Consider the following 18,496-nt stretch of genomic DNA (forward strand, 5'->3'; position numbering starts at 1 on the left):
TCGTTCATCGCGGTTCCTTCGCCGGCTGTCCGGAGGCTTGGATGCCGGCTAACGGTTCCAGCCATCGGTAGTCGGATTCGGTGCGGCATTGGTCGATGACGGCCGATCGCCGCAGGCCGTCCATCGAACCCCGGACCGGTACGACGCTCTCGCCGATGGGTTCGCCGTCGTCGTCCGTGATCGTCTTGGCCTGCATCCCATAGACGGACAGGCACGCGTTGTAGGCCTTGCGCACTTCGGCGAGTTCGTCCGGCGTCACCACGCCGTCTTCGAGTATGCTTCGCCCGAGTTCGGTGTGCAGGTTGTTCCATGCGTCGAGCGCCTCGTACTTGTGTGGACCGGTGAATTCGGGGTGGTCGCTGCCCGTGGCCAACGTGCGGCTGGTTCCGTCGCGCGCGTCGGCCGCCACGCCGCTCCACGGCTGCGGAAGCGATGCGGCCAGCGGCACGGCTATGGCGATGCATGCGACGAGGAACGTGACGGCCGTCAGCATGCGACGATGCGGACGATCGAGGCCGGCGACGAGGCTGTGAAGCCGTGTCCGATGGGCGCGCCTGCGTGGTCGGTCGTCGCCGTGGGGCCCGGTCATGATGCACGCTCCTGGTGGCGTGCCGGACCTGGGCGCATGGGGATGCGGGCGTACAGTATCCAGTCGCCGTCTTCGGCCGTGGTGTTGAGTTCGCCTCCCATCCCCCGGATGATGCGCCGGTGCAGGGCAAGTCCGCTGCCATGCGGTCTGGGCGCGGCCGGCATGCCGTCACCGGCGCGTCGCGCGGCATCGCCGTGCGAGGCGATCGGATTGGTCTCCATGATCTCGACGGCGTTTCCGCCGAAGGTGATGACGCAGCGGTATTCGCCCGCATCCGGACTCATGTGCCGGGTGATGTTCGCCGCGATCTCGCCGATGAGGTCGGCCGCGGCCGTCAGCGACTCCGCGGAGCAATCGTCGTCCGTTTCGCCGCGCAGGTCGAACCGGCCATGGAAGCCGAGACGCGCGAGTCTGGCTTCGGCCGCCTGCGCGGCGGTCGATACGTCCTCCCGCCGGCGGGAGACGGCGCGAGGCGCCGGAGGGATCCCGCCGTCCGGCGAAGCGTGACGTTCCGGCGCCTCCGATGCCGCCGGAACCTGCCGCCCATCGCCATCGGAGGATGACGGCCGCTCGAGCAGATCGATCACATGGTGAATCTCGTCGAGCACGGACAGCGCCTGGTCGTTGACGAACCGCCAGTCGGCGCGTTCGCCCGCATGCTCCCCGTCATCGCCGATGCGCCGCAGCTCGCGTTGCGCGGTCAACGCGATGTAGGAGAGCCCGCCGGACGCCGAATCGTGGATGCGCGAGGCGAGCCGCGTGTTGCGCTGCAACGTGTCGAGCTCCCATTGCCGGCGTTCCAGGGCCACGGCCCGTTCGCGCATCTCGTCGCGCTGCCGGCGCCATCGGAACGACATGCCGCCCATCGCGGCGAGCGTGAACATGCCGATGTAGTTGACCATGCCGATCCATGTGGCGGACAGCGCGTTGAACGTGTTCAAGGCGACCGGCACGCATTCGGCGATGGTCACCGTGAGCAGCGCGCCGACGGCCACGGGGATGGCGCTGTCGTATCCGATGACCGCGAGCGCCAGATACGCGGCCCACAGCGGGTTCGGCCCGGACAGGTCGAGGACGAACAGCCGCGCCACCACGGTCGCGATGATGAGCCAACCCGAGATCCGCGGGAGGAACGGCGAGAGCACGATGGCGACGACGGAGATCCCGGAGAACAGGAAGTTCAACGGGTAGACCGGCGGGATCGCCGCCCATTCGATCAGCGTGGCGGCGAGGGTGAACGCGGCGATGGCGATGCGGAACCAATGCGCGCGCAGCCAATGGAACGGACGGGACGGCACGCCGCCGGGGTCCGCGTCCCTCTCCGGCACGGCGTTCATCGTTCGTCTTCCGCCGAGCCGGTCCACAGGGCGACGGCCTGGCCGCGTGTGGAGACGCCGAGCTTGTGGATGGCGCGCGTCAGGTAGGTTTTGGCGGTGGAGACGCCCACCTGCATGTCGGCGGCGATCCGGATCGTGTCGAGGCCGCGCGAGCACAGGTTCATGGCTTCGGCCTCCCGGTCCGACAGGAGGAAGCGGCGTGGCATGCGGCTTCCGGCGAGGCGAGCGTGCGCGGCGGCGGCCGTCTCGAACGTGGCGTCCGTCGCGCCGGACGGCCATGTGCCGCCGGCGGCGAGCGTGCGGATCGCCTCGACGATCGGCGTTTCGACGGCTTTGGGCACGATGCCCTGCGCGCCGGCTTCGGCGGCTTTGGACGCGTAGACGGCGAGCGAGAACGAGGTGACGGCGAGGATGGCGACGCGCGCGGTCTTCACGCGGATGGCGCGGCAGACGGCGGGACCGGACAGTTCGTCCATGCTCATGTCCGTCAGGAGCACGTTCGGCGCGGTGTCCGGGGCGAGGCATCGGGCGAGCGCGTCGCGTCCGGATGTGGTCTTCCAGATGACGCGCGCCTCGCCCATGAGTTCGGTGATCGTGCGTTCAAGGAAGGCGAGCGCGAACGGGTCGTTGTCGAGCAGTCCGATGGTGACGATGGGACGCGCGTCGTGCGCGGGTGCGGCTGTCGCCCGGTCGTCGGCGTTCATGGTGCTTCCCTCCCCGGGCTTCTTCCGGTCGCGCGTCGGTGCGCGACGTTCCGGCCCTTGTTTTCACGGTAGCACCGGACGCGCCGCGGCGACGGCATTGTCGTCGTCCGTCGGATGACGGCTGGTCGTGTTTCGTCCTGTCGCGGCCCGACCTCTGCGATGCTTCACCGGCGGCGATGCCTCACCGGCCGTAGACTGGAGGGCATGGGTTCCGTTTCGTTCAATGAGCGCGTGTACGCGGTGGTGCGCCGCATCCCGCGCGGCATGGTCGCCACGTATGGGCAGGTGGCGGCGTTGGCGGGCGCGCCGCGCAACGCGCGCATGGTCGGCTACGCGCTGCACGCCAATCCTGAGCCGGGCGTGATTCCCTGCCATCGCGTCGTGTTCCGCGATGGTTCGCTCGCGCCCGGGTTCGCGTTCGGCGGTCCGGACGAGCAGCGCGCCCTGCTCGAGGATGAGGGCGTCGTGTTCGTCCCGCCGGCGGCGAAGCCGGCGGGAGATCCCGGATGGAGGGTCGATCTCGACCGATGCCAGTGGCGGGAGTAGCCGTCAGGCCGCCGTTCCTCGGACCAGTCGCACCTCCCCCTGTTCGCGGCGGATGAGGCCGAGCGCCTCCAGTTCGCCCAGGTCGGCGAGCAGCCGCGGCATGCCGGCGTCCGGATCATCCTCACGAAGCCGTTCCAGCAGTGCGTCCGGTGTGACGGGCACGTGCCGTCGCCTGCATGAGCGGATGGCCGTCAGTACGGCCTGTTGCGATGCGGCGAGCGCATCCTCCCGTTCCGCGGCCGTGTCGCCGTCGGCTGCGGTTTCCTCTCCCGCATCGCCCGCGGGTCCGGGCGTCCTGTCGTCGTTCCCGTCTCCGTCCGTGCCGTCGTCCCCTGTCGTTCCCGATATCCGCCACGGCTCCTCCCCCAGCTCGGGCTTGTGCGCCGGGTGGACGAGCTCGTCGATCTCCTCGACGGAGGCGAGCAGCATGGCCTGATGGTCGGCGATGATACGGTTGCATCCGGCGTTGTGCGGCATGGTGATGGGGCCGGGCACGGCGATCACCTCCCGGTTGAGGTCGTTCGCCCAGTTGGCGGTGCTGAGCGCCCCCGACCTCAGTCTCGCCTGTGCGACGACGACGGTGGAGGCGAGCGCCGCGATGATCCGGTTGCGCAGCAGGAACCGTCGCGCCTCGGGGATGGTGCCCGGGCAGAGTTCGCTGATGAGCGCACCGCCCTGTCCGACCATCCGTTCGAACAGCGGCAGGTTCGTGGAGGGGCCAATGTGGTTGAGCCCGCCCGCGAACACGGCGACGGTGCGTCCGACGCCGCTCGCGTCGCCGACGCCGTCCATGGCGGCGAGCGCGCCCCAATGGGCGGCCGCGTCGGTGCCGAGCGCCCCGCCGGAGACGATGAGATGGCCGGCCGCCGCGACGCGTGTCGCGGTCTCGCGCGCCACGGTGCGCCCGTAGTCGGTGGCGCCGCGCGAACCGACCACGGCGACCGGTTTCGCGCAGCTGGTGAGCGCGCGCACGTCGCCGACGCCCCACAGGCAGAGGGGCGACGCCCAGTCGCGGCGTGTGGACAGATCCTGCAGCTGGTGCGGCCAGTATGGGCTGGCCGGGCCGATGATCCATTGCGCGCCGTCCATCGTGAACCAACCGGCGAGATGCTCCCAGTCGAGGGTGGGCAGGGTGTCGAGGCGCGCATGCCATCCGGCGAGCGCCTTGTGGAACGCGCGCATGCCCTGCGGCGTGACCCTACCGCCCCATCTGGCCAGGCCGACGGCGAACACGTGGTCGAGTCCGCTCCTCGCCGCCCCCGCCGCCGCGCCGGCGTTGCCGGGTCTCGACCCGATGATGAGCCTCAGCGCCTCCGTCCCGCTGCCCGCCCCTTTGATGGTGGCGTACATGATCGCGTCCGCCCCGTCGAGGCAGTAGGTGAGCGTGGCACGTGCCAGCGTCTCCCGGTCGGGCGGCGGGTAGCGCCGCGTCGTCAAGGAATATGGTGTCTCCATGGCCGTGTCCTTCCATTGATCCCATGGTTTCCATGGAATCCGTGTAATACGTGTGATTCGTCGGTTGTGTTGCGATGCCGTCCATTGCCGGCTCCTTTCCGTAGGCGCCCCGCGCGGGAACGCTCATATCAGCCGCGTGCGCAGCGCGATGCCCTGCAGGGTCTCCTCGCGGCCGGGGGACGTCCGTCCGGCCAGGTCGGCGAGCGTCCAGGCGAGGCGCAGCGCCCGGTCCGCGCCCCTCAGACTCAGCCGTTGCGTCTCCAGCGCGCGGTTGACCGGTTCGAGCGCCTGCGGGGAGACGTGCTCGCGCATCCACGTGCCGGACGCCTGCGCGTTGCAGGTCCACCCGTGGGCCCGGTAGCGTTCGGCGGCGACGCGACGCGCCTGGACGACGCGACGCCGTATCCGCGCGCTGGTCGGCCCGGTCTCGTAGCGTTCCCCGCCGATGATGCGCGGCACGGGCGGCACCTCCACCTGGATGTCGATGCGGTCGAGGATCGGCCCGGAGAGCCTGCCGAAGTAGCGTTGCCGTTCCTTGTGCGTGCACACGCAGCGCTCCCCCGTGCCGTAGCTCATGCCGCACGGGCAGCCGTTCGCCGCCATGACGAGCTGGAACGCGGCGGGATAGTAGGCGGTGCCTTTGGAACGGGACAACGCCACGTACCCGGATTCCAACGGCTCCCTCAACGTCTGCAACGCACGCGCCGAGAATTCGGGCGCCTCGTCCATGAACAGGACGCCGCGGTGGGCGCGCGTGATCGCCCCGGGTTCGGCCAATCCACTGCCGCCGCCCACCAGCGCCGCCGTGGAGGACGTATGGTGCGGAGCCTCGAACGGCGGCACGTCGCTGATGCCATAGGCGTTGAGCGTGCCGCACAGGGAGCGGATGGACGCCACCTCCAACTGTTCGGCGTCGGTCAGCGGGCACATGATGCCGGGCATGCGCGAGGCGAGCATCGTCTTGCCCGACCCGGGCGGCCCGACCATGATCATGTGGTGTCCGCCGGCTGCCGCCACCTCCAACGCCCATTTCGCCTGCTCCTGCCCGACCACGTCGGCCATGTCGCCGATCCTCGCCCACGCCGGCTCGCCGTCCTGCGACGAGCCCGTCTCCCCGGTCCCGCCGCCGACCGCGGTCTCGTCCGGCAGCCGGTAGCGCGCGGTGCCGCCCATGAGTTCGATGAGCTCGCCCACGTGACGCACGCCGAGCACGTCCACCCCGTCGATCAGATGAGCCTCCTCGAGGTTGCCGACAGGCAGGATCACCTGCCTGACGCCGCGCTCGCGCGCGTGCAGGAGGATCGGCAGCACGCCGTTGATCGGCAGCACCGTGCCGTCGAGGTTCACCTCGCCCATGACGACCGAGTCGATGAGGCATTCGTGCGGGATCGCGCCGGCGGCGCCGAGCACGGCGGCCGCGATGGCCAGATCGTGCGACGAGCCGCGTTTCGGCATGCTCGCCGGGCTCAGGTTCACGGTCACGCGCGTCTCCGGCCAATGGAATCCGGTCGCCTGGCAGGCGGATTTGACGCGTTCCCGCGCTTCGGACAGCGATGCGTCCGGTAGTCCGATGATCGAGAAGTACGGCAGGCCCGGGCTGATGAACGCCTGCATGGTGATGATGAACGCCTTCAATCCGATCAGCCCGACCGACAGCGCGTTGCCGATCGCCATCAGAACGCCCCCGGAATATGGTGGACGAGCGGACGGCCGCCGCGCACGACCACGGTGACCACGTCGAAGCGCACGCCCGTGTGACCGATCCGATGCTCCGGCTCGAGCAGCCACTGCACGCCCGCCCGGCGCAGGTTCGCCTGCTTCGTATAGGTGACCGCCTCCTGCGGCAACCCATGCTTCATGTTGCGCCGCGTCTTCACCTCGACGAACACGATCCGCCGTTCCGGCGACAGGGCGACGATGTCGAGCTCGCCGTAACGGCATCGCCAGTTGCGGTCGACGACCGTCCATCCGCGTTCCGCGAGCCATGCCGCGGCGTAGTCCTCGCCGAGCGCGCCCAACGCGCGCGTGGCGAGTGTGCCGTCCTTGAGCCGTTCGGCGATCCGGTCAAGCGGTTCGAGGACGGGAATACCGGACGTCAGGGCCTCCGGCGGCGCCATCTGCAATGCTGTGGTATCCATGCGTCCACTGTGCCCGTCCATGCGGTTCCGCGGCCGTCCCGCCGGGAATTGTGGAAAGAGCCCCCACCACCGGGCGTGTTGTGGACGGCGTGTGGATGGCGGACGGGTTATCCACCATTCGGCAGGAGCCTTGACAAAAAAGGCCGTCTAAGTCCGCCCTTATGGAACAATGGTGTGATATGAGTCCGAAGCAGTTGGAAGAAATGTACGATGCGGTGATCGTCGGCGCGGGCGCGGCCGGCCTGTCCGCCGCGTTGGGAGCGCTCCGCTCCCCCGAGATCGCGCGGATGAGGGAGGACGGCGTCGACCCGAAGATCCTGGTGGTCTCGAAGCTTCAGCCGTTGCGCTCGCACACCGGATCCGCCGAAGGCGGCATCGCCGCCTCGCTCGGCAACATCGAGGCCGACGACTGGCATTGGCACTACTACGACACCATCAAGGGCGGCGACTGGCTGGTCGACCAGGACGCGGCGCGCCTGCTCGCCGAATACGCGCCCGAGACGGTCATCAACCTGGAACGCGGCGGCGTCGCCTTCTCCCGCACCGAAGACGGCCACATCGCGCAGCGCCGCTTCGGCGGGCACACGCGCGAATTCGGCGGCGCCCCGGTCAAGCGCGCCGCCTACGCGGCCGACCGCATCGGCCACCAGATCCTGCACGCCTTGTGGCAGCAGTGCGTGGCCGCCGGCGTCACGTTCGCCGAGGAATGGTACGTGACCGACCTCGTGCTGGCCGATGACGGCGCGAAGGCGGCCGGCGTCGTCGCCCTCGACACGCATACGGGCAAAATCCACGCGGTCAAGGCGCACAACGTGCTGTTCGCGACCGGCGGCGCGGGACGCCTGTTCCACACCACGTCGAACTCATGGGACCTGACCGGCGACGGCATGGCGCTGGCGCTCGCCGCCGGCCTGCAGCTGGAGGACGTCGAGTTCGTGCAGTTCCATCCGACCGGCCTCGCGCATACGGGCATCCTCCTGTCCGAGGCGGCGCGCGCCGAAGGCGGCGTGCTGCGCAACGCGGACGGCGAGGCGTTCATGGAACGCTATGCGCCCGGCCACGCCGATCTGGCCGCGCGCGACGTGGTCTCCCGTTCCATCATGGCGGAGATCGACGCGGGCCGCGGCGTCGCCGACCCGAAGGATCCGGACGGTCCGAAGGACTGCGTCTGGCTGGACATGACGGGCATCGACCCGGAGCATATGCGCGCCGTGCTGCCGCAGGTGGTCGAGACCATCGAGAAGTACGCGGACATCGACCCGTCGAAGTCGTTCGTGCCGATCAAGCCGACCGCCCACTACACGATGGGCGGCATCCCGATCACCGTGGACGGCGAAGTGTATCGCTGGAACGCGGGCGACGCCGACGGCTCTGACGGCACGGACGGCGCGCGCGCCGTGGTCGACGGCCTGTTCGCGGCCGGCGAATGCTCGTGCGTGTCCGTGCACGGCGCGAACCGTCTCGGCGGCAACTCGCTGCTCGACGCCTGCCTGTTCGGCACGCGCGCCGGCCGCACGCTGGCCGCGCGCATCGCCGAACATCCGGTCGACGATCCGATGGCCGCGGACGACCCGGACGTGCAGGAGACGGACGACACGATCGCCGCCGCCGTGGACGCCGCCTCGGCCGCGCGCGAAGGCGAGCTGAAGGACCTGCTCACGCCGCGCACGGACGAAGCCGGCACCGGAGACGGCACGGACGCCTCGGGCGACGCCGACGACAACCCGTACCGTCTCATGGCCGACCTCGGCCAGGTGATGGAACGCGCCGCCGCCGTGCGCTGCGACGCCGCGGGTCTCGAAGCCGCGCTGCGCGCGATCGACGGCGAGCTCGCCCCGCGCGCCGGGGCGCTCGCCGCGCACGACAAGACGGCCGCGTTCAACCAGGAGGTCACCGCCATCTGGGAGGTGCGTCATCTCATCGGACTGGCGCGCGTCGTGCTCGCCGCATCCGACGCCCGCCACGAGTCGCGTGGCTCGCTCAAGCGCAATGATTTCCCCGAACGCGACGACGAACGCTTCCTCGCCCATTCGATGACCGACGTCTCGGGCCGTGTCTCATGGCAGCCGGTGCACATCGTCGACGTGCCGCCGAAGAAACGTGAATACTGAGTCACGGCCTGTCCGGCCACGGCTTATGTCACAATGGAGAGTTGTTTTGAGACCGATTGAGGAGGCGCGCGCATGACGAATTCGAACGTGACGACGGTGACGTTGAAGGTGAACCGTTTCACGCCGCGCCCCGAACGCGAACGCGACCGTGCGCGCGGCGGCAGCCCGTTCGCGCGCACGCGCAAGAGCTCGCCGTTCGGCGGCGGGTCGGCGGCCCCGGCACGGCGTCGCCCCCGTGGCCGCCAGTGGGTGCAGGAGTACACGATCCCCGCCCGCCCCGAGGACACGGTGCTCGACTGCCTGCTGGCCATCAAACGCACCGTCGACCCGACGCTCGCCTTCCGCTACTCGTGCGGCCACGGCATGTGCGGTTCGGACGCGGTGGCGATCAACGGCACGCCGAACCTGCTGTGCACGGCCACGCTCAAGGATTGGGTGAGGCCGGCGAACGGCGTGGCCGTGACGGACGACGATGGATTTCGCCGCACCGGCGACGACGCGGCGGGCACCGGGACGGCGGAAGCTCTTCCCGAATCCGGCAGCCTCGGCGTCATCGAGCTCGGCCCGCTGCCCGGTTTCCCTGTTGAGCGCGACCTCATCGCCGACATCGATCCGATGCTCGACCAAATCAGGAAGCTCAAGCCGTATCTCGAGGCGGACGGCGTGCTCGCCACCACGCATGAGGGCAAGGTGGACGTGTTCGAATACCTGCAGCACCCGGACGAGCTCGCGAAGTACGAGCAGCTGAGCAACTGCATCGCCTGCGGCGTGTGCGAGGGCTCCTGCCCCGTGTTCGCCGGCGGCGACGCGTTCATCGGCCCGGCGGCGCTCATCTGGGCGAGTCGTTTCGTCAACGATTCGCGCGACACGATCACGATGGATCGTCTCGACGCGATCGACACGGCGGACGGCGTGGCCGCGTGCCAGTCGGTGCGCGCCTGCACGCGCCAATGCCCGCGCGGCATCGACGTCGGCGAGGAGATGTGGCAGATCGTCGCCAAGGTGCGCGAGCGCTGACCCCGAGCGGTACGGCCCCGTGGAAGGCGGCCGCCGGCCGGCCCGTCATGGTCCATGATGGTTCATGACGGCGATTCCACACGATGACTTCAGAGGACGATAAAGGACAGGTTCATGGATAGGACGCAGTACACGAATCTCGCGCAGGCGTGGGGGTTCGTGGAGGATCACGCGCTTTCCCGACAGACGCCGGCGATGGCCCAGATCCGGGCCGCCACCGAGAAGGCGGGCATGCCGCAGGGCTCGGCCGCCCAGTCGGAGGCCCTGTCCATGCTGGCCCATCTGACCGGCGCGAAATCCGTGATCGTGGTGGGCACCGGTTCGGTGATGGAGACGTTGGAGCTGGTGCGCGGCCTCGACGGCACGGGCCAGCTCACCGCCGTCGATTCCTCGGCGAAGGGCATCGGCGTGATCCGCAAGGCGTTCGACGTGGTGCAGGATTCCACGGCGACGAAGCTGCGCGCGGTGAACGCGCAGGCGGGCGTGTTCCTGCCCCGTCTCAACGCGGGCGACTACGACATGATCGTCGTGGCCGGCGACGCCGTCAACTACGCGGCGTCGTTCGAGCAGGCGCCGCGACTGCTGCGCGCCCACGGCGTCATCGTGTTCACCGACATGCTCGCCTTCTACGACGGCATGAACTCGGGCGGCGTGCTCGACCCTGCCGATCGCAGCGAGAAGGCGACGGCGATGCGCGCCATGCTCGACACGGTCGAATCCGACGAACGCTTCCGCACCGTCCTCACCCCCACCGGCACCGGCCTGCTCATCGCCTCGAAGCTGTGACGCGGCACGTCCCATGACAGACGGATACGATCATTGGCCCGTGGACTCGGCCGAACGGCTCGACGTCCGCTGGTACAGGATCCGCATGCATGGCAGGGACTGGCTGATGGATTATTCGGATCCGCGTAATCTGCGCCTGTATATGCCGGACCTGTTCCCCGATGCGGCCAACCGGCATCGAATCTGGGATTGGGAGAACCTGCCGGAGAGCATCCGGACGAGGCATGGCGAGCCGGTCGGATCGTCGCCCACATCGATCGGTCTGTCGGCCGGTGTCGTCAGATGGCTGACGATGCTGCTGCTCTTGTACCTATGGTCGGCACCGGCACGCTTCAACCTCGCGTATCTGACCGCGCTCCCGTGGATCGGCGAACACTGGTACATCGTCATCCCCGTGACCATATCGTGTTTCGCGGCCGGCATCCTGATCTTCTCGGCCTGCTGCCGAAGCGGCATCGACCCCGGCCGGCCCGCCGACATCGTCATGACGAGAATCGACGAATCGACCGGGGCGTCATCCGCGCGTCTCGCCTGTGGCCGGCTGATACGGCTTCTCGTCTTCCCCGCCGTGATGGTCCTCGTCGGCGTGTTCGGCGTTCTGGTGCATGGTCCGAACCTGCTGTCGTTCGTCCTCTTCCTCGTCCTGCCGTTGCTGACGCTCGTATCGGACCGTTTCATCGTGTTCTCACCGCTCCTGCTCGGCTGGACGTATCGGATCGGAAGCGACCCGCGCGACGACGTCCGATTCCGCGGATAGCCGGTCGACGGCCTTATCCTCGGATTGCACCGGTGGCCACGCGCACGGCCTCGTCCGGATCGTCGGTGATCGTCACGAGCCGCGAATCGACGCCGGAGATCATGCCGTGCTCCTTGACGGGCCCCTCCAGCCAGTCGAACAGGCCCTGCCAGTAGGCCTTGCCGACCAGGACGACCGGCATGCCGTCCACCTTGTGCGTCTGCACGAGGGTCAGCACCTCGAACATCTCGTCGAGCGTGCCGAAGCCGCCCGGGCAGACGATGATGCCGGACGAGTACTTCACGAACATGAGCTTGCGCACGAAGAAGTAGCGGAAGCTCATGCCGAGGTTCACGTAGTCGTTGATGCCCTGCTCGTGCGGCAGTTCGATGCCGAGGCCCACGGATTTGCCGCCGGCCAGCGCGACGCCCTTGTTCGCCGCCTCCATGATGCCGGGGCCTCCCCCGGTGATCACGGCCACGCCGCCCTGCGCGAGCCGTTCGCCCATGTGGCGGGCCGCCTCGTAGGCGGGGTCGTCGGGACGCGTGCGAGCGGAGCCGAATATGGCGACCGCGGGCCCCAGTTCGGCCAGCGCGCCGAAGCCGTCGACGAATTCGGATTGGATGCGCAGCACGCGCCACGGGTCCATGTGCAGCCAGCCGGTGCCGTCGTCGGGCCTCAGCAGGTTGGCGGTGGTGTTGTCGTCGGGGATCATGTCCCCGCGCATGATGATCGGTCCGCGATGGTAGGTCTGTCCCAGGGGCGCGTCCGCGTCGTTGTCATTGCTCATACCGCACGATTCTAACGCGCCGGCCGCAAGGTCAGACGCGCGACGCAGCCTTGCGCGCATCGTGTTGTTCGTAGCGCTTCGACTGGTGGCTCAGCAGCACGCCTGAGATGGCGGCGGCTATGAGCGAGCCGACGAGCACGCCGAAACGCGCCTCGGCGGACAACTCCGGATTGTCGTAGGCGAGGGAGGCGATGAGGAACGCGACGGTGAAGCCGATGCCGCACGCGCAGGCGGCGGGGAACATGTCGCGCACGCGCAGCCCCTTCGCCATCTTCAGGCCGAACAGGTGGGTGGACAGCCATGCGGTGGTCATGATGCCGAGCGGCTTGCCGACGACGAGCGCGACGATCAGCGCGATGACGATCGGCGAGAGCATGAGCGCGGGCGTGAGCGATTCGAAGTGCACGCCGGTGGCGAACAGGGCGAACACGGGCAGGGCGAGCAGCGCGGAGAACGGTTGGAGCTTGCCTGCGTACCGGTCGGCGCGCGGCGTGGTCTCGCCGTGCACCTCGCGCGCGGGGGTGAGCAGGCCGACGAGCACGCCGGCGAGCGTCGGATGCACGCCCGCCTCGAACATCATCACCCAGGCGAGGACGCCGACGACGGCGACAAGCGGCCACGGCACGCGCCGCATGCGCACGAGCGCCGCCCAGACGGCCGCGCAGGCGGCGATGCCGATGAACCAGTACCACGCGTTGAGCGCGGAGAAGAACACGGCGATGAGGATGATGGCGAGCAGGTCGTCGACGGTGGCGAGCGTCATGAGGAACGCGCGGATCGCGCCGGGCAGCGCTTTGGCGAAGATGGCGAGCACGGCGAGCGAGAACGCGATGTCGGTGGCGGTGGGCACGGCCCAGCCGCGCGCCATCTCCGCGAACGGGATCTCGCTGCCCGTGGTGGTGAGCACGAGGGAACCCGCGGGGCCCGGCCCGTATTGCGCGAGCAGCGCGGTGACGGCGGTGAACAGGATGGGCGGCGTGACCATGCCGCCCACCGCGCACAGCATCGGCACGGCGGCGGCCTTCGGGTTGGCGAGCGAACCGGTGGTGAGCTCCTGTTTCAGGTCGAGGCCGACGGTGAGGAAGAAGATGGTGAGCAGCCCGTCCTGCGCCCAGTGGCCGATCGGCAGGTCGAGGTTGGTGCGCGGCACGGCGATATGCGTTTCGGCGATGATCTCGAACGCGTGGGCGGTGGCCGGCAGGTTCGCGAGGATGAGGCCGAGGAACGCGAAGGACAGCATGATGAGTCCGGAGAGGCGGTCGGATGCGGCGATGTGGCGGATGGTGCCCCACACTCCCCTGCGACCGACTCCCCTGCCGCGGGTGCTGCTGCCGTTCGTCATGCGTCCTCCCCGGATCATGGCCGTTCATGATTCGTCCGGCCGATATTGGAAAAGCCCCTGTCACATGCGTGAGAGGGGCTTTATCGTGCGCCGGACAGGATTCGAACCTGCGACCTGCTGATCCGTAGTCAGCTGCTCTAATCCGCTGGGCTACCGGCGCATACCGCTTGGTTTACCTCGTGCGGTCCGAGGTGGTGCGCCGGACAGGATTCGAACCTGCGACCTGCTGATCCGTAGTCAGCTGCTCTAATCCGCTGGGCTACCGGCGCATACCGAATATTCGGTTATCAATGCCACGGAATCATCCGTGACGAGTGCGCGAGACAGGATTCGAACCTGCGACCTGCTGATCCGTAGTCAGCTGCTCTAATCCGCTGGGCTACTCGCGCATACCGCTTGGTTTACCTCGTGCGGTCCGAGGTGGTGCGCCGGACAGGATTCGAACCTGCGACCTGCTGATCCGTAGTCAGCTGCTCTAATCCGCTGGGCTACCGGCGCATGTTGTCTTGCTCAGGCAACTCGACATATATTACCCATCGTCCGCGGATTCGCAAGGTCGGCGTGTCGCGTCACGCCGCGCGCCGCCTCCGTCCTTGGGAGCGCGCCGTGACGGGGCGCAGCTCCTGCGTGTCCACGCTTTCGCTGGAACGCACCATCTTCGGCACGCCGGCACCGGTGACGGAAGCCTTGTCGACGATCACCTGCGTCACGTCGGGCATGCTCGGCAGCTGGAACATCGTGTCCTGCAGCGTGCGTTCGATGATGGACCTGAGCCCGCGCGCGCCGGTCCCCTGCCGTATCGCCGTAGCGGCGATGGCGCGCACCGCCTCGCGTGTGAACGCGAGGTCCACGCCGTCGGCGGCGAACAGCTTCATGTACTGCTTGACGAGCGCGTTGCCCGGTTTGGTGAGCACGGCGGCCAGATCGTCCTCATCGAGCTCGTCGAGCACGCTGACGACGGGGAGGCGCCCGATGAATTCGGGCAGCAGTCCGAACTCGGCGAGATCGTCGGCACCCACCTGCCTCAGCAGCTCCTCGTCCGGCACCTGATGGTCGTGCCATGCGGCGCCGAAGCCGCTTTCGCGCGCGCCGAGACGCGTCTTGATGATGTCGGCGAGGCCGACGAACGCGCCGCCGCAGATGAACAGGATGCCGCGCGTGTCGATCTGCACGGTCTCCATGTCGCGGTGTTTGCGCGTGCCTTCCGTGGGGACGGAGGCGACAGTGCCTTCGAGGATCTTCAGCAGCGCCTGCTGCACGCCCTCACCGGACACGTCGCGCGTGATGGACGTGTTCTCACCACTTTTGCGCGCGATCTTGTCGATCTCGTCGATGTAGACGATGCCGTGCTCCGCCTTGGACACATCGCCGTCCGCCGCCTGGATGAGCCGCTGCAGCACGGTCTCGACGTCGTCGCCCACGTAGCCGGCTTCGGTGAGCGTGGTCGCGTCGGTGATGACGAACGGCACGTTCATCACGTGGGCGAGCGTCTGCGCGAGATACGTCTTGCCGACGCCCGTGGGACCCAGCAGGAGGATGTTCGATTTGGCGACCTCGACGTCGGCGAGCGGGTCGCGGCGGCGACGGCCGCGCGTCCGCCCGTGCGCCTCGTCGAGTTCGCCGGCGCGTTCCGCCAGCTCCATGTTGACGCGCTTGTAGTGGTTGTACACGGCGACGGACAGGGCGCGCTTGGCGGCCTGCTGGCCGACCACGTACTTGTCGAGGTACGCGTTGATCTGCACGGGCTTGGGCAGCTGCAGCGCGTTGACCTCGGCGTCCTTGTGCCGCTCCTCGGAGATGATGCCAACGCACAGTTCGATGCACTCGTCGCAGATCGCGGCCCCCTGGCCGGTGACGAGCTTGCGCACCTGATGTTCGGTCTTGCCGCAGAACGTGCACTTCGGCACGCCGTCGTCGTAGCTCACCACACGCCCCATCGCATCTCCTTCACCCTCGTACGTCGCATAGGGGCCGCCCGGCCGAATAGACGGCAGGGCGGCCCCGGTTCGTCCGCCTCACTGGCGGTGTTCGAGCACCTCGTCGACGATGCCGTATTCCTTGGCCTCGCCGGCCGTGAGGAACGTGTCGACCTCGATGTCCTTGGCGATCTTCTCCTGGGACTGGCCGGTGTGCTTGGCGAGCGTCTTCTCCAGCCATTCGCGCATGCGCAGCATCTCACGCGCCTGGATCTCGATCTCCGTGGCCTTGCCGAAGCCCTGGTCGATGGCCGGCTGGTGGATGAGCACGCGCGCGTTCGGCAGCATGAGGCGCTTGCCCTTGGCACCGGCGGCGAGCAGGATCGCGGCGGCGGAGGCGGCCTGGCCGAGGCACACGGTCTGCACGTCCGGCTTGATGTACTGCATCGTGTCGTAGATGGCGGTCATGGCCGTCATCGAGCCACCGGGCGAGTTGATGTACATCATCACGTCGCGGTTCGGATCCTGCGATTCGAGCACGAGCAGCTGCGCCATGATGTCGTCGGCGGAGGTGTCGTCCACCTGGACGCCCATGAAGATGATGCGGTCCTCGAACAGGCGCGTGTACGGGTCCTGCCTCTTGAAGCCGTACGGGGTCTTCTCCTCGAACTGCGGCAGGATGTATCGGTTCTGCGGCGCGAACGCGGCTTCGCGGCGCGCGGCCGGCATGAAGCCGACGACGCCGGCGGGACCGGCCAGACGGTCGGCGCGTGCGGCGAACTTCGCTTCCTCGGATGCCATGCTGTTCACTCTCCCTTCGTCATCGAATCGTGCGTGGTGATGATCTTGTCCACGAAACCGTACTCCAGCGCCTCGGTGGCGGTGAACCAGTGGTCGTACTCGTTGTCGCGGTAGATCTCCTCGACCGTGTGGCCGGTCTGTTCGGCGGTCAGCTCGCTCATGGTCTTCTTCATGTCCATGATGAGCTCGGCGTTGATGCGCACGTCGGTGGTGGTGCCGCCGATGCCGCCGGACGGCTGGTGCATGAGCACGCGGGCGTGCGAGGTCAGGAAGCGCTTGCCCTTGGTGCCGGAGCTCAGCAGGAACTGGCCCATCGAGGCGCACATGCCGAGGCCGACGGTCGCCACGTCCGGCTCGATGAGCTGCATCGTGTCGTAGATGGCCATGCCGGCGGTGATGGAGCCGCCCGGCGAGTTGATGTACAGCCAGATGTCCTTCTTCGGATCCTCGGCGGCCAGCATGAGCATCTGCGCGCAGATGCGATTGGCCATGTCGTCCTTGACCTCTTCACCCATCCAGATGATGCGGTCCTTGAGGAGCCTGTTGAAGATCGGGTCGGCGAATCCGGCGGCCGGTGCGTCGTCGGCCATGACCGGGAGGGTTGCAAGAGTGTTGCTCACCTTATTCTCCATTTCGAATACTGTCATAAACAGTATTCAAGCCTACCGCCTTCAAGCGACGGCGCGGCGCATTTGCGCCCGCTTTCGGCTCGACGCGTACAGGTTCGCGGCGGCGTGCGCGGCCGGGCGGACGGTGGCGGGCAGGGACGGGCGGAGCGGCCCCGCTCACCGTTTCCACGCGTCGAGCATCCGCTTCGACGTGAGCGCGGAGGCGGCGACGGCCAATCCGACCGGCACGAAGAGCGCGATGGGCGCCTCGGCGAGCTCCATGACGAGGCACATGGCCATGAGCGGCGCCTGCTGGGAGGCGGAGAGCAACGCGGCGGCCCCGATGAGCGCGCACACGCCGACCGGGTCGCCGGGGAACGCGAACGACCAGAGGAGTCCGAGCGTCGCGCCCAACGTGGCGCCGAGCGCGATGCCGGGCTGGAGCACGCCGCCGGACGCGCCGGACCGGATCGTGGTGAGCGTCGTCACGGCCTTCGCGAGGAACGTGGCAGCCAGCAGGCCGATGAGCGGCCAGACCTGCGCCGAACCGGCCCCGGAGCCGGCGGCGAGACCGTCGAAGCCGAGCTGGGCGGCGGCGCGGCCGTTGCCCATCACCTGCGGCGCGAACACGGCGACGAGACCGGTGGCGAGGCCCGCGAGCGGCATCTGCCACAGCAGCGCCCTGCCGTTCGGCTGGTGCGCGGTCGCCCACGAGGAACCCCGCCGGAACAGCGCGCCCGCCGCGCCGCAGGCCACGCCGCACAGGAGCGCGAACAGCATGAGGCTCGGCGTGTAGTCGGCGGTCATGCCCGCCACGGCGTAGAACGTGTGGCGGCCCTTGACGAGCGAGGCGACGTAGGCGGCCGTCGCGGACATGCCCAACGCGAATCCGACCTTCTCGATCGTCACATCGGCGAGCAGGATCTCGACGGCGAAGAACATGCCGGCGAGCGGCGCGTCGTAGACGCCGCCGAGACCGGCTCCGGCGGCCACGGCGACGATCATGCGCCGGTCGGCGAGCCCCGCCTCGCCGCTTCCCTCCCCGCCGATGCGGAACAGGTCACAGAAGCGTTGGGCGAGCATCGCGCCGAGTTCGCGCGGCGCCACCTCGCGGCCGATGGACGCGCCGGATCCGACGATGAAGATCTGGAGCACGACGTGCACGACGGTCTGCCACCAGGGCATCCGCTCCCCCGCGACCGCCTTCTTGACGGACGGCACCTTCGTGGTCTTCGTACGCAGCAGCCACCAGGCCAGCGCGGCGACGGACAGGCCCACGGTCACGGACACGGCGCGGCGCACGGCCGGCACGTGGAACGGGCCGGGCATGGCACCGCTCTCCACGTAGCCGAGCATCACGTGCTCGACGCCGTACAGCAGCAGCGTGAGCAGTCCGGCCCCCGCGCCGATCAACGCGCCCAGAACGAGCGTCGCGGCGACGAGCCATACCATGCGATCCATGCGGATCCGTTCGTGCATCGTCATCCTCTCTCCCTCACCCGGCCGCGCCGGGATCCCTCGTCGGAAGGAGCCGATCGTCGGCATGACGACCGGCATAACGAAATGGAGGCTTGGAACCCGGATGGTTCCAAGCCTCCATACGTCATATCACGCTAACGC

The 18,496-nt window shown here is 68.6% G+C and carries 16 protein-coding genes, 4 tRNA genes and 1 pseudogene; 5 read left to right on the forward strand and 16 right to left on the reverse strand.

Translation table 11 applies throughout. From position 1 onward, the window contains the following. Positions 1 to 4: 4 nt before the first annotated feature. Genes AC1AYX_RS01395 through AC1AYX_RS01405 form a run of 3 tightly spaced genes read right to left on the reverse strand, consistent with a single transcriptional unit; the run spans position 5 to position 2,630 of the window. Positions 5 to 589, reverse strand: a complete 585-nt coding sequence (locus AC1AYX_RS01395) for a hypothetical protein (RefSeq protein WP_476501819.1) — start codon at positions 587 to 589, stop codon at positions 5 to 7. After that, on the reverse strand, positions 586 to 1,926 hold the full coding sequence (locus AC1AYX_RS01400) for a hypothetical protein (RefSeq protein WP_476501820.1): 1,341 nt from the start codon (positions 1,924 to 1,926) through the stop codon (positions 586 to 588). The genes AC1AYX_RS01395 and AC1AYX_RS01400 overlap by 4 nt, the downstream gene beginning before the upstream one ends. Next, on the reverse strand, positions 1,923 to 2,630 hold the full coding sequence (locus AC1AYX_RS01405) for a response regulator transcription factor (RefSeq protein WP_476501821.1): 708 nt from the start codon (positions 2,628 to 2,630) through the stop codon (positions 1,923 to 1,925). The genes AC1AYX_RS01400 and AC1AYX_RS01405 overlap by 4 nt, the downstream gene beginning before the upstream one ends. Before the next feature lie 204 nt (positions 2,631 to 2,834). On the opposite strand from AC1AYX_RS01405, the gene AC1AYX_RS01410 reads away from it, so the two are divergent. Further along, positions 2,835 to 3,176, forward strand: coding sequence for an MGMT family protein (locus AC1AYX_RS01410; protein WP_476501822.1), 342 nt, complete (start codon positions 2,835 to 2,837; stop codon positions 3,174 to 3,176). Between the two features lie 3 nt (positions 3,177 to 3,179). On the opposite strand, the gene AC1AYX_RS01415 is transcribed toward AC1AYX_RS01410, so the two are convergent. From AC1AYX_RS01415 to AC1AYX_RS01425, 3 genes are all read right to left on the reverse strand, one after another. After that, on the reverse strand, positions 3,180 to 4,631 hold the full coding sequence (locus AC1AYX_RS01415; protein WP_476501823.1) for a DNA-processing protein DprA: 1,452 nt from the start codon (positions 4,629 to 4,631) through the stop codon (positions 3,180 to 3,182). A 123-nt stretch (positions 4,632 to 4,754) separates the two neighbouring features. After that, positions 4,755 to 6,305 carry a YifB family Mg chelatase-like AAA ATPase gene (locus AC1AYX_RS01420; protein ID WP_476501824.1) on the reverse strand — a complete coding sequence of 517 codons (1,551 nt, stop codon included), beginning with the start codon at positions 6,303 to 6,305 and terminating at the stop codon, positions 4,755 to 4,757. Next, positions 6,305 to 6,748 carry a YraN family protein gene (locus AC1AYX_RS01425; protein WP_476502023.1) on the reverse strand — a complete coding sequence of 148 codons (444 nt, stop codon included), beginning with the start codon at positions 6,746 to 6,748 and terminating at the stop codon, positions 6,305 to 6,307. The genes AC1AYX_RS01420 and AC1AYX_RS01425 overlap by 1 nt, the downstream gene beginning before the upstream one ends. A gap of 200 nt (positions 6,749 to 6,948) precedes the next feature. Here AC1AYX_RS01425 and AC1AYX_RS01430 point away from each other — a divergent pair, with 200 nt between their 5' ends. The 4 genes from AC1AYX_RS01430 (at position 6,949) to AC1AYX_RS01445 (ending at position 11,440) form a co-directional block, all read left to right on the forward strand. Next, the gene (locus tag AC1AYX_RS01430) at positions 6,949 to 8,880 is read left to right on the forward strand and encodes an FAD-binding protein (RefSeq protein ID WP_476501825.1); all 1,932 of its coding nucleotides are present in this window, start codon (positions 6,949 to 6,951) and stop codon (positions 8,878 to 8,880) included. A 72-nt stretch (positions 8,881 to 8,952) separates the two neighbouring features. Further along, positions 8,953 to 9,897: a succinate dehydrogenase/fumarate reductase iron-sulfur subunit gene (locus AC1AYX_RS01435; protein ID WP_476501826.1), complete on the forward strand. Its 945-nt coding sequence runs from the start codon at positions 8,953 to 8,955 to the stop codon at positions 9,895 to 9,897. 114 nt (positions 9,898 to 10,011) lie between these two features. After that, entirely contained in the window at positions 10,012 to 10,683 is a 672-nt protein-coding gene (locus AC1AYX_RS01440; protein WP_476501827.1) for an O-methyltransferase, read from the forward strand. 13 nt (positions 10,684 to 10,696) lie between these two features. Further along, positions 10,697 to 11,440, forward strand: coding sequence for a hypothetical protein (locus AC1AYX_RS01445; protein ID WP_476501828.1), 744 nt, complete (start codon positions 10,697 to 10,699; stop codon positions 11,438 to 11,440). Between the two features lie 13 nt (positions 11,441 to 11,453). Here the strand turns inward: AC1AYX_RS01445 and AC1AYX_RS01450 are convergent, their stop codons facing one another. The 10 genes and pseudogenes from AC1AYX_RS01450 to AC1AYX_RS01495 form a co-directional block, all read right to left on the reverse strand. Continuing rightward, positions 11,454 to 12,209 (reverse strand): LOG family protein, encoded by a 756-nt coding sequence (locus tag AC1AYX_RS01450; RefSeq protein WP_476501829.1) that lies wholly within the window; start codon positions 12,207 to 12,209, stop codon positions 11,454 to 11,456. A 49-nt stretch (positions 12,210 to 12,258) separates the two neighbouring features. Continuing rightward, positions 12,259 to 13,551 (reverse strand): annotated as a pseudogene (locus AC1AYX_RS01455) (Na+/H+ antiporter NhaA); the annotation flags it as partial. An 86-nt stretch (positions 13,552 to 13,637) separates the two neighbouring features. Next, a tRNA-Arg gene (locus AC1AYX_RS01460) sits at positions 13,638 to 13,711 on the reverse strand. A gap of 32 nt (positions 13,712 to 13,743) precedes the next feature. Beyond that, positions 13,744 to 13,820, reverse strand: a tRNA-Arg gene (locus AC1AYX_RS01465). Between the two features lie 46 nt (positions 13,821 to 13,866). After that, a tRNA-Arg gene (locus AC1AYX_RS01470) sits at positions 13,867 to 13,940 on the reverse strand. 32 nt (positions 13,941 to 13,972) lie between these two features. Continuing rightward, positions 13,973 to 14,049, reverse strand: a tRNA-Arg gene (locus AC1AYX_RS01475). Positions 14,050 to 14,120: 71 nt separating this feature from the next. Further along, on the reverse strand, positions 14,121 to 15,488 hold the full coding sequence (clpX, locus tag AC1AYX_RS01480) for an ATP-dependent Clp protease ATP-binding subunit ClpX (protein WP_476501830.1): 1,368 nt from the start codon (positions 15,486 to 15,488) through the stop codon (positions 14,121 to 14,123). 78 nt (positions 15,489 to 15,566) lie between these two features. Continuing rightward, positions 15,567 to 16,268, reverse strand: coding sequence for an ATP-dependent Clp protease proteolytic subunit (locus AC1AYX_RS01485; protein WP_476501831.1), 702 nt, complete (start codon positions 16,266 to 16,268; stop codon positions 15,567 to 15,569). A 5-nt stretch (positions 16,269 to 16,273) separates the two neighbouring features. Beyond that, positions 16,274 to 16,888: an ATP-dependent Clp protease proteolytic subunit gene (locus tag AC1AYX_RS01490; protein ID WP_101623121.1), complete on the reverse strand. Its 615-nt coding sequence runs from the start codon at positions 16,886 to 16,888 to the stop codon at positions 16,274 to 16,276. A 165-nt stretch (positions 16,889 to 17,053) separates the two neighbouring features. Next, positions 17,054 to 18,355, reverse strand: a complete 1,302-nt coding sequence (locus AC1AYX_RS01495) for a chloride channel protein (protein ID WP_476502024.1) — start codon at positions 18,353 to 18,355, stop codon at positions 17,054 to 17,056. Positions 18,356 to 18,496: the final 141 nt, after the last annotated feature.

The sequence above is a fragment of the Bifidobacterium sp. LH_419 genome, from assembly GCF_056356955.1.